This is a genomic window from Mucilaginibacter sp. 320_HR, assembly GCF_059691875.1.
On sequence record NZ_JCAWAI010000003.1, the window covers coordinates 645,063 to 660,990 of the forward strand.

13 protein-coding genes are annotated in these 15,928 nt (G+C 45.0%); 3 read left to right on the forward strand and 10 right to left on the reverse strand.

The features are described from left to right. Nucleotides 1-114: 114 nt before the first annotated feature. The 7 genes from AC59GT_RS13470 to ffh form a co-directional block, all read right to left on the reverse strand. On the reverse strand, nucleotides 115-489 hold the full coding sequence (locus AC59GT_RS13470; RefSeq protein ID WP_497238115.1) for a response regulator: 375 nt from the start codon (nucleotides 487-489) through the stop codon (nucleotides 115-117). 92 nt (nucleotides 490-581) lie between these two features. Beyond that, entirely contained in the window at nucleotides 582-2,120 is a 1,539-nt protein-coding gene (locus tag AC59GT_RS13475) for a YifB family Mg chelatase-like AAA ATPase (RefSeq protein ID WP_117383217.1), read from the reverse strand. Nucleotides 2,121-2,195: 75 nt separating this feature from the next. Beyond that, nucleotides 2,196-3,221 (reverse strand): acyltransferase family protein, encoded by a 1,026-nt coding sequence (locus tag AC59GT_RS13480; protein ID WP_497238116.1) that lies wholly within the window; start codon nucleotides 3,219-3,221, stop codon nucleotides 2,196-2,198. 91 nt (nucleotides 3,222-3,312) lie between these two features. Next, on the reverse strand, nucleotides 3,313-3,690 hold the full coding sequence (locus AC59GT_RS13485; protein WP_497238117.1) for a hypothetical protein: 378 nt from the start codon (nucleotides 3,688-3,690) through the stop codon (nucleotides 3,313-3,315). A gap of 708 nt (nucleotides 3,691-4,398) precedes the next feature. Beyond that, the gene (locus AC59GT_RS13490; protein WP_497238118.1) at nucleotides 4,399-6,546 is read right to left on the reverse strand and encodes a S9 family peptidase; all 2,148 of its coding nucleotides are present in this window, start codon (nucleotides 6,544-6,546) and stop codon (nucleotides 4,399-4,401) included. Nucleotides 6,547-6,633: 87 nt separating this feature from the next. After that, on the reverse strand, nucleotides 6,634-7,416 hold the full coding sequence (locus AC59GT_RS13495) for an energy transducer TonB (RefSeq protein WP_497238119.1): 783 nt from the start codon (nucleotides 7,414-7,416) through the stop codon (nucleotides 6,634-6,636). Nucleotides 7,417-7,495: 79 nt separating this feature from the next. Next, nucleotides 7,496-8,824 carry a signal recognition particle protein gene (gene ffh, locus AC59GT_RS13500; protein ID WP_497238120.1) on the reverse strand — a complete coding sequence of 443 codons (1,329 nt, stop codon included), beginning with the start codon at nucleotides 8,822-8,824 and terminating at the stop codon, nucleotides 7,496-7,498. A 160-nt stretch (nucleotides 8,825-8,984) separates the two neighbouring features. Between ffh and AC59GT_RS13505 the strand changes: the two genes are divergently transcribed. After that, entirely contained in the window at nucleotides 8,985-11,435 is a 2,451-nt protein-coding gene (locus AC59GT_RS13505; RefSeq protein ID WP_497238121.1) for a DUF5916 domain-containing protein, read from the forward strand. On the opposite strand, the gene AC59GT_RS13510 is transcribed toward AC59GT_RS13505, so the two are convergent. Continuing rightward, on the reverse strand, nucleotides 11,436-13,694 hold the full coding sequence (locus AC59GT_RS13510; protein ID WP_497238122.1) for a Tex family protein: 2,259 nt from the start codon (nucleotides 13,692-13,694) through the stop codon (nucleotides 11,436-11,438). Between the two features lie 166 nt (nucleotides 13,695-13,860). Here AC59GT_RS13510 and AC59GT_RS13515 point away from each other — a divergent pair, with 166 nt between their 5' ends. After that, nucleotides 13,861-14,697: a transporter gene (locus AC59GT_RS13515; protein WP_497238123.1), complete on the forward strand. Its 837-nt coding sequence runs from the start codon at nucleotides 13,861-13,863 to the stop codon at nucleotides 14,695-14,697. Nucleotides 14,698-14,707: 10 nt separating this feature from the next. After that, nucleotides 14,708-15,364 (forward strand): metal-dependent transcriptional regulator, encoded by a 657-nt coding sequence (locus tag AC59GT_RS13520; RefSeq protein WP_497238124.1) that lies wholly within the window; start codon nucleotides 14,708-14,710, stop codon nucleotides 15,362-15,364. Between the two features lie 2 nt (nucleotides 15,365-15,366). On the opposite strand, the gene AC59GT_RS13525 is transcribed toward AC59GT_RS13520, so the two are convergent. Together AC59GT_RS13525 and AC59GT_RS13530 are read right to left on the reverse strand one after the other, a co-directional pair. After that, nucleotides 15,367-15,600 carry a hypothetical protein gene (locus AC59GT_RS13525; RefSeq protein WP_497238125.1) on the reverse strand — a complete coding sequence of 78 codons (234 nt, stop codon included), beginning with the start codon at nucleotides 15,598-15,600 and terminating at the stop codon, nucleotides 15,367-15,369. Between the two features lie 82 nt (nucleotides 15,601-15,682). Continuing rightward, on the reverse strand, nucleotides 15,683-15,901 hold the full coding sequence (locus tag AC59GT_RS13530) for a zinc ribbon domain-containing protein YjdM (protein WP_117383206.1): 219 nt from the start codon (nucleotides 15,899-15,901) through the stop codon (nucleotides 15,683-15,685). Between the last annotated feature and the right edge of the window lie 27 nt (nucleotides 15,902-15,928).

Sequence of the window (15,928 nt, forward strand, 5' to 3'; positions counted from 1 at the left end):
CGCACGTATAAAAACAGCTATTTTAAAATAAATTTGGAAGTAATACTTTCAGCAGAAAACAAAAAGAGCGGCTCACCAATTAGGTGAGCCGCTCTTTTTGTAGGATATAAATGTCTAATTTTTTACAAGCACGGTATTGATAACGCGCTCCAATTCTTCCAGGTCAAAAGGTTTTGCCAGGTATGTCTCTGCACCGGCATGATCAGCAAGAAGCTGTATGTCGCTGTTTGCAGAAAAGTACACCACCGGAATGCTTTTCAAGCTTTCGTCCTTCTTAAGGGTTTGTGTAGCAATAATGCCGCCAGCGTCTGGTATCCAGTTATCCATCAGGATAACATCGGGCAAAATGCCGGAAACTTTTTCAACTATATTATTGCAGTCTGTATAGGTGTGCACCTCCCAGCCTTGCTCTTCTAATATATAGCTGCATATAGACAAGATATCCTCGTCGTCGTCAAAAATAATGATTTTTCTAGATGGTTCGCTCATAGGGAAGTGGACCGTGAAACTATAAATAACTTTTAAAAAAAGCAAATATTTTAATTACAAGCGAAAGGCCGGTGAATGGGTTTCCTTTTACTTTACCCGGCCCAGCCTTCTCGGTCTAAACTTCTGAAGTGAATAGCCTCTGCCAAGTGCTCCAGCAGTATTTCGTCGCTTCCAGCAAGATCAGCAATCGTGCGCGATACTTTTAAAATACGGTCGTAAGCCCTTGCGGACAGCCCAAGCTTTTCCATTGCTTTCTTGAGCAAGGTTTGTCCAGCAGCGCTTATTTTACAAACATCGCGTACCATCTGCGGGCTCATCTGCGCATTTGCATGCAAGTCGTTGTTATTACCAAAGCGCTCAATCTGTTTGTCGCGTGCACGGATAACACGCTCACGGATCAGGTCACTTGCCTCTGCTTTCCGGTCGGACGACAATTCGCTAAAGTCAACCGGGGTAACTTCAACATGCAGGTCTATACGGTCCAGCAACGGACCAGATATTTTGCTCAGGTACTTTTGAACTGTTCCCGGCGGACAAATGCATTCTTTCTCAGGATGATTATAGTACCCGCACGGGCACGGGTTCATGCTGGCCACCAGCATAAATGTTGCGGGGTAATCCACCGTGAACCTTGCACGGGAGATTGTCACTCGCCGTTCTTCCAACGGCTGTCGCATTACTTCTAACGCTGTACGCTTAAACTCCGGCAACTCATCTAAAAACAATACTCCATTATGGGCCAGCGATATCTCGCCGGGCTGCGGATTGCTGCCACCACCTACCAGTGCTACGTCTGATATGGTGTGGTGCGGCGACCTGAAAGGCCTGCGTGTTACCAGCGAATCTGCTGCGGATAGTTTACCTGCTACGGAGTGTATTTTAGTTGTTTCTAAGGATTCATGCAAAGTAAGCGGAGGCAATATTGAAGGCAGTCGTTTGGCCAGCATAGTTTTACCTGCGCCCGGCGGACCTATCAGTATAACGTTATGGCCACCTGCCGCTGCAATCTCTAACGCGCGCTTGATGTTTTCCTGCCCTTTTACATCGCTAAAGTCGTTCTCGTAATTGCTTAGTGTATCAAAAAACTCCTCCCGGGTATTTACTTCCTCCTTTTGCAGCGTACCGGTTCCGTTAAAAAAATCAGCCACTTGCTTAATGTTATCTACGCCGTAAACATCCAGGTCGTTCACTATTGCCGCTTCGCGTGCATTTTGGCTGGGCAGTATAAATCCTTTGTATTTCTCTTTACGGGCCTGGATAGCTATTGGCAGCGCACCTTTGATGGGCTGCAGGCTGCCATCTAAAGAGAGCTCGCCCATAATCAGGTACTTATCCAGGTTCTCTGCTTCTATCTGACCAGAGGCGGCCAGTACACCTATAGCAATAGTAAGGTCATAGGCTGATCCTTCTTTTCGGATATCCGCCGGGGCCATATTCACTACTACCTGCTGGCGCGGCATACGGTAGTCGGTACTTTTTAATGCAGACTCAATTCTGAAATAGCTTTCTTTGATAGCTACATCCGGCAGACCCACTACAAAGAATTTAGTACCCGGCAAAATATTCACTTCCACTGTTATGGTTATAGCCTGTATACCATAAACCGCACTTCCAAAGGTTTTAACTAACACACAATAAGGTTTTACAGCGAAAGATATAGAAAATTTTGGAGCGAAGGGGAATGAAGTAAATCCAATCTATACTTTTTACTGCACCTGGTGAATCGTACGCTGTTTGCGCCTGATCGACGGCTTTTCTATCAACACCCACGACAAGGTTGCCAATATAATTGTGATAGCGATAACGATGAACAGATTGATGCGACCAATCATGCCCAGCTGTACTGCAACCGTAAGTACCAGTCCATGGTACATATAAACACCGTATGAAATATCGTTCTTACGCAGCAACTTATCCGAAAGGGTGGGCAATGTATAAGCCATAGACAGCAGCACAAACGCCATAAAAATGTATTGTATAATGTTAAAATATGCCGGCAGCATCCGGTCAAAAAAGTAAAGACTGAAAATTACATAAGGTACTATCCAGTAAATTGCCTTCCCGTAGATGAAGTTATGTTGATAGATCCTGAGCCGCTGGAAGATAACGCCTGCCAGGAACAGATAAAAGTATGGCACAAAGGTGTAACGCATCAGCTTGCTTATCTGTTCGCTTAAAGGAACAAGCTGGTAAGCCAGGTTAAGCGCCAGAAATACCAGGAACAAGGCAATAAACCATTGATTGATCCACTTTTTCGGTGCCAGTACAAAGCAAAGTGGCAGCATGATATAAAACTGCAGCTCTATCGGGATGGTCCATAAACTGCCGTTATAAGCACCAAAGCCGTAGCCCGCCAGGAAACCTGGCGTAAAAATAAACCCGGCCATTTGCGCCGGCAGCCATGCAAGTGTTTGTTTGTTAAGAAAGCTGGCCCCGGTAAACGAGAGAACAATAACAGTAACCAGCAGGCACCCCCACAAACCGGGGTAAATACGGAGCGCGCGGTTGCGCACATAGTTCTTTAAACTATTGTTACGCTCGTAAGAAGCGGAAATTAAATAGCCACTGATAACAAAGAATACCGGAACGCCGGGGAACAGGTAAATGATTTTTAACGCAGTATGGCTAAGGGGAAGTTTTAGATGCTGGTAATAATGATCAAAGATCACTTCGGTTGCGGCCAGCAACCGAAGCAGATCAAAATTATTAATCTTAAATGCCCGTTGTTCCATTTATCAGCGAAAGATAACAATGCTGTTTGATATCTAACGGCAAGGCAACAACTTATTGGAGATTGCTTAGTTCATAAGCAGCAGCGCTTGCTTACAAAAAGCAAAGGCTGCAAGCTATGCAAACGTTAACAAGCAGAGCGGTAGAATAGATATTAACCTTTCTGTGGTCCATACTTGCCAATTGCATATTCAATTTACTGAAGCGTTTGTTATTGAGCAATATGAAATGATTTGCCAGCAGGAACATAATAGCGCCTGCAACAATGGCAACACAAGCACCCATACCCAATGTTAACCAATTTGCCTTAACCAATAACTTGGTAAGCAGCATGGCATTGGTAAGCACCACTACCAGCAGGAAGCTAACGTTGAACATAGAACGGAATTCCGGCAGGCTTTTGCCCTGGCCAAATGTTTTAAAGTTCCACCTGTAAAACGATACATAAATGGATTGATAAGCTCTTTGCATAACGTGTCTGTTTTAGGTTAACAAATGTGTTTATTTTGACTATCGTGCTGTTACTTAGTTTAACGCACTCCGCCTTTATTTGTTGTGCAAATTAGAATTATATTTTGAAAAGTTAAGATAGTCACAATAAAATTTGTTCTACCTTATGTTTTACATCTATTTACCGATGCCCGTGTAATGTTCATAAGACTGGCTTCCCGTGCTTCGCCTATATAATTCTGTTTCCAATTTAGTATAATCAACAATCTCGGGCTGTATAAAAAGCCGGCCGGCTCCATACATCCACCTACTAAATTTACTTACAGTTTTATCATTTATAACTATAGTACCATCTGGCTTTTTAGTTATAACGGCATTTGTCCAACTTATCCGCCTAAAAGGCCAAGCCTCAGCCCTGCGTTCGATACCATTTGTTGAAAGAACAATCTCCATTGTACTGTAGGACTTCTTAGCCTTATTTGCTCCGATATATATAGGGATTAACACTATAGGAATCATAATACAATAAGTAAGGAAAGACGGCATAAGAGATCTGTTCCCATCTTGCAAATATTGTATTGCTGTAATAATAAGTAGCGACGGTATGATGATAATCAATCCGCGCAGGATCGTTTTATTCCTTAGTTTATTTAGTTGCGTTTGATCAATCTTGTAGATTTGGGCTTCCATATTTAAAGATATAAAAAAGCGGCCTAAGCCGCTTTCAAATTACTTTGCCGCAAGTTCTGCGGGCACCGGCTTTTCTAACAGGTACTTGTAAATAAACGCGTTGTTCTCCATCGTTTGATGAGCCGCTTTCTCCGGATCGCGGAAACCATGACGCTGGCCGGAGTACAGCATGAACTCGAAATGCTTGCCTTCATCCTGTAGTTTGCTGGTAAGTTGTATGCTGTTTTGCATGTGTACGTTATCATCCATTGTACCATGCACAATGCGCAGCACGCCTTTCAGGTTTTTGGTGTAAGTAAGTACCGAGCTGCGTTTGTAACCTTCGGGATTGTTTTGCGGGGTACCCATAAAGCGTTCGGTATAATGGGTATCATACAGGCTCCAGTCCATTACACCAAAGTTTGCTATGCCGTGGGTAAATACATCCGCACCATAGGTAAGCGCGTATGCGGTAACATAACCGCCATAGCTGCCGCCAGTGATCATAACTTTTGCCGGGTCTACACTGTACTTTTCTTCAAGATATTTCACCATCGCCGAATAGTCTGCCATTTCCCATTTACCCAAATCTTTGTAAATGTAGTTCTGGCCTACTTTACCAAAGTGACCTGAAGCACGGTGGTCCATCGCTACCTGTACTACACCTTCTTTTGCCCACCACTGGCTCATGCCGCTGAAGCGCCAGGTATCCATAACTGTACCTGCGTTAGGCCCGCCATAAATGCTGATCACAACCGGATATTTCTTTGCCGGATCAAAGTTTAACGGCAGCATTACGGTCATCGGCAGATCAAAGCCATCAGAGGTTTTTATGCGCACCAGCTGCGTAGTTGCCAGTTGATACTGATCATACTCAGCACCTTTGCTGTCTGCTACATCTTTAACCAGTTTGCCTTTATTGTCGTAGATAGCCGTTTTCGCCGGGGTAGCTACGTTTGAGTAGGTGTCGGTAAAGTATAAGCCGTTAGGCGACAATGATATGGTGTGGTTATACTCACCTGCTGTAAGGCGGGTAAGTCCTTTGCCGTTAAATCCAATCTTGTAGAAATCTACACGGGCGCTGTTCTCTTTACGTGCGGTGAAGTAAACCAGCTTGTTCTTCTCGTCTACGTACTGCATCCCGGTTACGGTAAAGTTGCCATTGGTAATCTGCGATTTCAGCTTACCATCCATACCGTACCAGTAGATGTGCTCCCAGCCGCTTTTATCTGTTGTTACTATAAAGCCCTGGTTGTTCTGCAGGAACTTAATGTCCTTGAACCATTCTACCCAGGTTTTTTGCTTCTCGTCGTACAGTTCTTTTTTGCCACCTGTGGACGGGTTTACCGCGTATATTTTAATGTTGTTCTGATCGCGGTTCATCCATTGCATCCACAACGACGTGCCATCCGGCGACCAGTATGGTGTGCCCAGGTATGTGTCATCGTTCTCGTTGAAGTCGGCCCAGGTTACCTTATTGCCTGGCAGGTTATAAAATGCAAGTTTAACTTTCGGGTTCGGATCTCCCGGTTCCGGATAACGGGTCAGCTCGGTAAAGCCATGCTGCCCGGCCGAGTTGTACAGCGGGAACATGGGAACTTTTGTATCATCAAAGTGCATCCACGCCAAAGTCTTGCTATCCGGTGACCACCAGAACGCTTTGTACCGTGATGCGCGGCCCAATATCTCCTCGTAGTAAACCCAAGATGCATAGCCGTTGTAAATAACATCGGTACCGTCTGTTGTAATTTGAGATACTTTGCCGCTTGCAACATCCAGTATGTACAGGTTGCCGGCGAATGTATAAGCTACCTTGCTGTTATCGGGAGAAAGTGTCGGGTTTTGCTCTTCGTCGGCAGTTTTGGTGAGGCGGGTTTCGGTACCATCTGCTTTTTTCAGGTAGATGTCTTTATCTCGCATGCTAACGCTCATGTCCTTCTCTGGTGGAGTATACGGTGTTTCGGTACCGCTTACTACGTCAACCGAAACCTGTCCACCACCTCCTCCGCCGCGGCGACCCAGGCTTTTTAAATAGTGAGTATCATCTGCCCAGCCGGTGATTATTGGTAATGGGGTAACTACTTTATTAGGCTCGTTCTTGAGCATTTGCCCGGTGGTGAGCTGCTTTTTTTGTGCCTGGGCAGTAGACAAAGCCGAAACGGCCAGTGCAACCAAAAGCAACCGGCGTGCAGGTATAGAAAAGATCATGATCAGTAAAAAGTTTAAGCGTTAAAGTTTAGAAAAAATAAGGAAAAGACCGCTTGTGTAAGGGGTTTTTTACAAGGAAGGATTAACTTATCTCATGACGCTAAATGCTGATATAACTATTTCTCCGGGTTTATGAGCCCTCGGTTCGGTGGCATTTAATTCAAAAGCAATCGGAATATCTATTTGTGATGCAACTTTTTTTCCACCTGCCATGGCCGGCACCCAGCTTCCAGGTAACATCTGCGCAACCCTTAACACTTCATTATCCAGCCCATAACCAAGTTTATCTTTAATAAAGCAGTTGGCCATGTTCCCTTCTTCGTCAAGTGTAAGCGTCAGGGTCAGTTCGCCCTGTTTGTTTAGGGTACGTGCAGTTGCAGGATACCGGATGTTACGGGCCAGAAGATAGGCAATTGTGTAATTGCCGCCTAAGTATATTGGAATTCGCTCTAATACCGCTCCTGGAGGCATGCCCAATAGAGTGATATTAAACATGCTATCCATCTTTGCAGGAATGTAAAGCGACAGATCATTTTTTACAGGATCGTATTTTAAGCGTTCGAAGCCTCGGTTGTACCCGGTCCATATATCACACTTATTACCATTTCGATAGTGTTCCTCGGCAACAAGTTTTTGTTGAGCAAAAAATTGCCACAAACTATCTTTAAGATCATCTTTATAAAAGCCCCTTACAGTAACCGAAGGCCCATTTTCAGCGTAAATTTCGTAAGAACCTGTTTTGACTTTCTTGTCAGACTTTAAAACGAAGTATTTTACCGTACCCTGCGGAGTTTCCTTTGTAACGCGCTTAGTTTGTGCAAATACAATTGGTGATATAAAAAGCAGTATGATAGATGTAACTGATTTCATTTGCATAAAGATAGGGCTGTAATTTACAATAAGAGCCGCAACATTACTGCTGAGGCTCTTATCAAAATTTTAAGTTAACTTACATCTTAGGCATCCGGCGCATCATGTTGGCCATAGCTGCAGGGTTGCTCATTTGCTTCATCACTTTGCGCATATCCTCAAACTGCTTCATTAAGCGGTTTACCTCGGCAAGGTCCGTACCTGAGCCCTTTGCTATACGGGCACGGCGGCTTGGATTGATCAGGTCTGGATTTTCTTTCTCTTTAGGTGTCATGCTCTGGATGATTGCTTCAATAGATTTAAAAGCGTCATCACCTACTTCAACATCCTTCATCATTTTGCCAACACCCGGTATCATGCCAATGAGATCCTTCATGTTCCCCATCTTTTTGATCTGCTGTATCTGGCTGTAGAAGTCGTTAAAGTCGAACTTGTTCTTGCGGATCTTCTTCTGCAACTCGGCAGCTTCTTTTTCGTCGAACTGCTGTTGCGCACGCTCTACCAGGGAAACAACGTCGCCCATGCCCAGGATACGGGATGCCATACGATCCGGGTGGAAAACGTCGAGCGCTTCCATCTTCTCGCCTGTACCTATGAATTTAATCGGCTTATTTACTACCGACTTGATAGATAGCGCCGCACCACCGCGGGTATCACCATCCAGCTTGGTTAGTACCACACCGGTAAAATCCAGGCGATCGTTAAACACCTTTGCGGTATTCACCGCATCCTGTCCGGTCATGGAGTCAACCACAAATAATATCTCGTGCGGGTTTACAGCGGCTTTAACGCGCTCTATCTCCTGCATCATGGCCTCGTCTATAGCCAAACGACCGGCGGTATCTATAATTACCACGTTGTTACCGTTCTGCTTTGCCTGGGCAATACCTTCGCGGGCTATAGCAACTGGATCGGTAGACTCACGGTTAGAGTAAACCGGTATACCTACCTGCTGGCCCAACACTTCTAACTGGTCAATAGCAGCCGGGCGGTAAATATCATCAGCAACCAGTAAAGGTTTTTTGTTCTTTTGAGTTTTAAGAAAATTGGCCAGCTTACCGGTGAAGGTTGTTTTACCCGCACCATTAAGGCCTGCTATGAGTATAATAGTTGGCGATGCCTTCAGTTCCAGGTCGGCAGTGGTGCCACCCATCAACTCGGTAAGCTCATCGTTCATGAGCTTGGTAAGCAACTGGCCCGGAGAAATAGAGGTTAATACATTCTGGCCAATCGCTTTTTGCCTTACATCATCTGTAAAGGTTTTAGCTGTTTTATAGTTAACGTCGGCATCAAGGAGAGCTTTACGTATCTCCTTCATGGTCTCGGCCACGTTTATCTCGGTAATGGATCCTTGTCCTTTTAATACTTTGAACGCCCTGTCGAGCTTATCCGAAAGATTTTCAAACATTATTATAGCAATTTTTGAGGATACAAAGGTATGATTTTGAAGCCAATCGGCTCAATAACATTCTACATTAAGAAATTTTAACACGCTTTAACTAATATTTAACAACTACTGCTGTAACGTTTTACTTGCTTTGTGCATCTTATCACCTATTACCTGATCGATGAAGTTCATTTTTATCCTACTGCTTACTGTAGCAACACTTACCGCCTTTTCGCAAAAACCGAAAAAGACACTTGTTGCTACTAAGACCGAGACACCACCTAAATTAGACGGCGTACTTGACGATAAGGTATGGGACAATGTGCCTGTTGCTACAGACTTTGTAGAACTGCAACCCAATGCAGGCGTGCACGAAAAAGCAGAAGAACGTACGGAAGTAAAGATCATATACGATAATAACGCCATTTACGTAGGCGCCCGCATGTATGAAACATCTGGTGACAAGGTAGCAAAGGAAATCGCCACCCGCGACCAGGTAGGAAATGCGGATTTTATTGGTGTTATATTCGATACTTATAAGGACGGGATCAACGGCACGGGCTTCTTTGTAACATCTGCCAATAGCCAGTTTGATGCAAAATATACACCGCCCAATTCAGAAGGTAATACTGAGGACCCAAACTGGAATGCTGTTTGGACCAGCAAGGTTCATGTTGATGAACACGGGTGGACAGCTGAGATGCGCATCCCCTATTCGGCACTGCGCTTTGCAAAAAAGGACGTACAAACCTGGGGCATGAACCTTATCCGTAAGCGTCAGCGCATACAGCAGCAGCTCTTCTGGAACGAGGTAGACCCAAAAATGAACGGCTTTATTAACCAGGAAGGTATTCTTACAGGTTTAGAAAAGCTACAGCCACCCGTAAGGTTAGCATTTTATCCCTACTTTTCTACTTACGTTAACCATTACCCGTACAACACCGCCGGGGTAAAAAATACAACTGCATCAGTAAACGGCGGGATGGATGTTAAGTACGGCATTAACGACGCATTTACGCTTGACCTTACCCTGATACCCGACTTTGGCCAGGTACAGTCAGATAATAAGGTGCTTAACCTTACACCTTTCGAGGTGAAGTATAATGAGAACCGGCCATTCTTTACCGAGGGCACAGAACTGTTTAATAAGGGAAATCTTTTTTATTCGCGACGTGTTGGCGGCGGGCCCATCCATTCCAACAGGGCTTACCAGGGACTGGCTGATGGTGAAGAAGTGATCAGTAATCCGACAGAAACTAAACTCCTCAACGCGTTCAAATTTTCGGGCCGTACATCAAAAGGGCTGGGCATAGGTGTATTTAACGCAATAACCAACAGCGCTTTTGCGGTTGTAGAAGATAAGGAGGGCAATAAGCGGCAGGTAGAAACAAGCCCAGTAGCCAACTACAACATTATTGTGCTTGATCAGAACTTGAAAAACAATTCGGCAATAACCTTCATCAACACCAACGTTACCCGCTTTAACAAAGACTACAGTGCAGATGTAGGCGGATTTGTTTACACCCTTAACAATAAAAAGAACACCTACAAGCTAAACGGCTATGCCTTCATGAGCAATATTTATGGGCCGGGCACACCAACCAGCACCGGTTACAGCTATGAGGTATTCGGCGGAAAATCATCGGGCAACTTCACATGGAGTTTAGGGCAGGATCTGGTGAGCAAAAACTATGATCAGAACGATCTTGGTAATATGCAAAACAGCAACTTTTTAGACCATAACCTTGATTTAGCATACACTAATTACAAGCCAAAGCACCTGTTTACACAATGGGGTGTGTGGACAAATACTTATTACTCACGCACTGTTACGCCATCCATCTTCCAATACTTTAATCAAAACTTCGGCGGATTCGGAACCTTTAAAAACTTGTGGCAAGCAAACATCAATGGACACTACCGGGTAGAAGGGAATGATTTTTACGAAGCGCATCAGGATGGACAGGTATTTAAACGCCCCGAAAACTTTGCACTTAACTGGAACCTCTCTACCAACCGGGCCAAAATGTTTTCAGGCGGTTTCTGGTACTCGGACCAATGGGTCAACAATGGCTATAAGGGCCACGGTAATGACCTGGAACTTTTCTTTAACCTGCGCCTGAGCAACAAGTTTTCTTTGGGCGAGGATGTCACCATCAGCCCTCGTATTAACTATACCGGATTTGCCACTTTGGACAATGATGGCCAGGCAGTTTTTGCATTGCGCAATGTGCATACTGTAGAAAATATCTTCAATCTTAAATATACATTCAGCGGTATTATGGGGCTTAATCTGCGGCTAAGGCACTACTGGAGTAAGGTAGATTATAAAGATTTTTTTAGCGCAGATAAAGCCGGCTATTTAACCGGGCTTACTTCTAACAATTTCGACCACAATATTAACCAAAACCTGAACCTCTGGAATATTGATATGATTTATGTGTGGCAGTTCACTCCAGGCAGCGAGTTAAGCATATCGTGGAAAAACTCGACCGTAACAAGCGCCAGCAGGGTAGACCAGGGTTACTTTGAGAACTTTCGGGATACCTACAACGTTCCTAAAAACAACAACTTTTCGCTTAAAATTCTTTACTACATAGACTTTCAAAGCCTGCGGAAACACAAGGGCTAATTACTTGAACTTATTGCGTAACGCAGCCAGCTTACTAGCCATATCTGTTTCAGGCTCTTGCCTGGTTGGCTTACTTTGCGGTTTAAACGGTTGTTTATTGTCTCTTGGCCTGCTAGCAGGGGCTTCGCGTTTTTCGTTCTCCTTCATAGATAACGAGATCCGCTTCCGGTTAACATCTATCTCAGTAACAGTTACCTTTACGCGCTGGTGCACTTTCAATACCTCGTTAGGGTCTTTTATGTACCGGTTGGTGATCTGGCTCAGGTGCACCAATCCATCCTGATGTACGCCAATATCTACAAAGGCTCCAAAATTGGTAATGTTGGTGACGATGCCGGGCAGCTTCATCCCTACCTTAAGATCACTTATGGCATTTACGCCTTCCGTAAAGCTGAAGGCTTCAAACTGCTCGCGCGGATCGCGTCCGGGCTTGGCAAGTTCCGCCATGATGTCGTTTAATGTGGGTAAGCCAACCGTATCCGAAACGTAGCGCTGCAGTGGTATACTTTTACGCAGCTGCGAATCGCGAATCAAGTCCTGCACGGTACATTTATTATCCCTGGCCATTTGTTCTACAAGGGCGTAACGCTCCGGGTGTACAGCGCTTGCATCAAGCGGGTTTTCGGCACCACGTATGCGCAGGAAGCCTGCCGCCTGTTCATAGGCTTTGTCGCCCAGGCGGGCTACTTTTTTTAGCTGATCGCGGCGTTTAAAGGCGCCGTTTGTATTACGGTATTCTACAATGTTTTGCGCCAGCGTTGGCCCTAAGCCCGACACATAGGCCAAAATTTGCTTTGAAGCAGTATTCAGCTCTACGCCTACAGCGTTTACACAACTGATTACGGTATCATCAAGCGAGGTTTGTAGTCTGTTCTGATCAACATCGTGCTGGTACTGCCCTACCCCTATTGATTTTGGGTCTATCTTCACCAGTTCTGCCAACGGGTCCATCAAACGCCGGCCGATAGAAACGGCGCCGCGCACCGTAATATCCTTATCCGGAAACTCCTCCCGGGCAACCTCAGAAGCCGAGTAGATAGATGCGCCGCTTTCATTCACCATTACGATTACCGCGTTGGGTAAGTTCAGGTTTCTTACAAACAACTCTGTTTCGCGCCCGGCGGTCCCATTGCCAATAGCAATGGCTTCTATATTGTACTGCTCAAATAAATGCCGAACTGTTTTTTCCGCCTCTTTAGCCTGCCCTGCACCCGTATGCGGGTAAATAGCTGTGTTCTCCAGCAGCTTGCCTTGCTCGTCTAAGCACACCAGCTTGCATCCTGTGCGGAAACCCGGGTCGATAGCCATAATGCGCTTTTGCCCAAGCGGCGCACCCAGCAATAACTGCCTTGCATTTTCGGCAAACACCCTTATCGCTTCTTCATCTGCAGCTTTCTTGGTTTGCAGGCGTATCTCCGTTTCCATGGATGGTTTAAGCAGGCGTTTATAGCCGTCGGCAATTGCCAGCTTCACCTGTTCCGATGCGGCGTTGTTTGCCGTTACAAACTCACGCTCCAGCAGGTCTATGGCGTCTTCTTCATTTGGCTTTATATCCAGCCACAGTATCTCTTCTTTCTCTCCCCTGCGCATGGCCAGCACCCGGTGAGACGGGGCAGACTTTACAGGCTCGGTCCATTCAAAATAGTCTTTGTACTTTATGCCAGCTGCTTCCTTACCTGGTGCCACCCTCGACTCGAACACACCTTTTTCAGTAAAAAGCTGGCGCATTTTGGCGCGTGTTTCGGCATGTTCACTAATGTATTCTGCAATAATGTCTCGTGCCCCGGCAAGCGCTTCTTCTACAGTATTAACGCCTTTATCAGCGTCAATATATTTACCGGCTTCCTGTTCTGTGTTAAGGTTCTTCTGCTCCAGTAAGCTATCGGCAAGTGGCTGCAAGCCTTTCTCCCTTGCAGTTGTTGCACGGGTTTTCCGTTTAGGGCGGTATGGCAGGTAAATATCCTCTAGCTGCACCATGTTCTCTGCTGCATTTACCTGCTGCTCTAGTTCGGGCGTTAGTTTTCCCATGTCTGTTAACGACTTCAGGATAGCTTCCCTGCGTTTATCAAGATCGCGTAGTTGCTGTACACGGTCGCGAATAGCAGCTACTTGAACCTCGTCCAGGCTGCCCGTGAGTTCTTTACGGTAACGCGAGATAAAGGGCACAGTAGCGCCTTCGTCTAATAAGCTGATGGTTGCGCTTACCTGCTTGCTGCCGATGGCCAGTTCCTGCGCTATTTTTATACTATATGCTTCCACAAATCTGAAAATGAATATTACCCACTGCAGCTTAAACGCTACAATCGGCGGTCGAAGTTGAGGGAATTTGATGAAATATCAAAAGAAAACATCAACAGTTCAATAAAATTAGTCATGCCTAATTTTATTTATTTTATTATTCTAATTTATAGTTAGCTTTGGCGGAATGAGATACTTTTATTTAGCAGTAGCCTTACTAATGTGCTTAGGCTTTAATGATGCATTTGGACAGGGCGATACGATCAAACGCTACAACCTGACCCACCCTGTGCCTGCTGATAAAATGAAAGAAATGGAAACGGACCGGCCCGACGTAACAGAAAGTGCCTATACCGTTGAAGCAGGGCACTTCCAGGTAGAAAGTGACCTTTACAGGCATGTGCGAAACACAAGCGATGGCATCCGTAGTATTCAAAACAGCTACCATGTAGCAAACTACAAGCTTGGTTTATCTGCTAAAACCGACATACAACTCGTAGTGCCAATCTTTGTCAGCAATACGGAACGAGATGTACAAACGGGTAAGCTGCTGAACAAAAGCAGCGGATTTGATGATATTACCCTGCGGTTTAAGTATAACCTATGGGGAAGCAACGGCGGCAAAACCGCACTGGCTGTACTGCCATTTATATCGTTCCCTACCTCATCTTTCGAAAACAATGGCGTACAAGGAGGTATAACATTCCCGTTTGCGGCAGAGGTTACTGATGAAGTTAAATTTGGCTCACAGGTTAGTGCAAGCTTTGTAAAGGAAGAGGATAACAAGTATTATAACGAGCTGCTGTACTCTTTCACTTTCGGGAGATCGTTGTTTAAGCAAGTAGACGGCTTTGTAGAGGCTTACACTACCTACAGCACATACACCAAAAATGCCGACTTTTTCGCAAACGGCGGGTTTGTTTTCTCGGTAAACAGCAATCTTAACATTGATGCCGGCTTAAATTACGGCTTAAACAAAGGCGCTGATAAGGTGTACTTTATTGGATTTTCATTCAGGCACTAATTACTCGATCATGATCACGCTTTCAGAAGAAAATTATCTTAAATGTATTTATCGTCTAGGGTTGGATAAAGGCCAGAAGATAACTCCTACGGCTATAGCAGAGTCGCTGGGTAACAATCCTGCATCGGTAGTGGATATGATCCGTAAGCTTACAGATAAGCAGCTGATCTCTTACGATAAAAAGAAGGGGGTTGAGCTTACTGCGCAAGGACAGAAGGATGCAACACTGATCGTCCGCCGTCACCGGCTTTGGGAAGTTTTTCTGCTGGAAAAGTTGGGCTACCATTGGGACGAGATCCACGACATTGCCGAGGAGCTGGAACACATAAAAGACGCCTCGCTTGCCGACAGGTTGGATAAGTTCCTTGGATTCCCGGAGTACGACCCGCACGGAGACCCTATACCCAAAGCCAATGGTAAAATGGCCAAGCGCTACTCTGTAACCCTTGCAGACGTGAAGACTGGTACAGCATGCCGCGTTGCAGCCGTTAAAGATACCACCAGCGCTTTCCTGCAATACCTGCAGAAATTAAGCATAAGCATTGGCACCAAAATACAGCTTGTAGAGAAAATAGCTTATGATAGCTCGCTTGTCATCAGCATTAATGATGGAGAGCCTGCAACGGTATCAAAAAAATTTGGCGAGAATATACTGATAAACCAGTAGTATTAGTCTATAGTGTGGTGATCGGTCTCTTCTTCAGATTCCTTGCTGCCATACTTGTACTTCATAATAACCAGTATAGTAGCCGCGCTGAACATAATGGTTGGGATAACTGCAATAACCAACCGCCAGGTTTGGTGCGAGGCAATGGCCTTATTAATGGTATTAACACCCACCGCCACCATGCCGATAAAAATTAGCAGCGGGAAAAACAACTTGCGGTTTTCTTGCGTGGGCATTTTTAAAGATACAAGTTTTTAATTCAAAACCAAATACGTTAATTGAGGGACAACCACCATCATTGATGTCCAACACCCGTTGTTACCGCTTCTTTAGAAACTCCGTCCGCAGTACTATCTTCATTCCGTCTACTTTACAATCAACCTCTTCGTCATTGTCGGTGAGTTTTATATTTTTCACCAACGTGCCTTGTTTAAGAGTGGTGCCACCGCCTTTTACCTTTAGGCTTTTGATCAATGTTACACTATCGCCATCGCTTAAACGATTACCATTACTATCCTTTACAATCAACTCGTCCATAGTACTTATATAAGTGCAAAAATACGT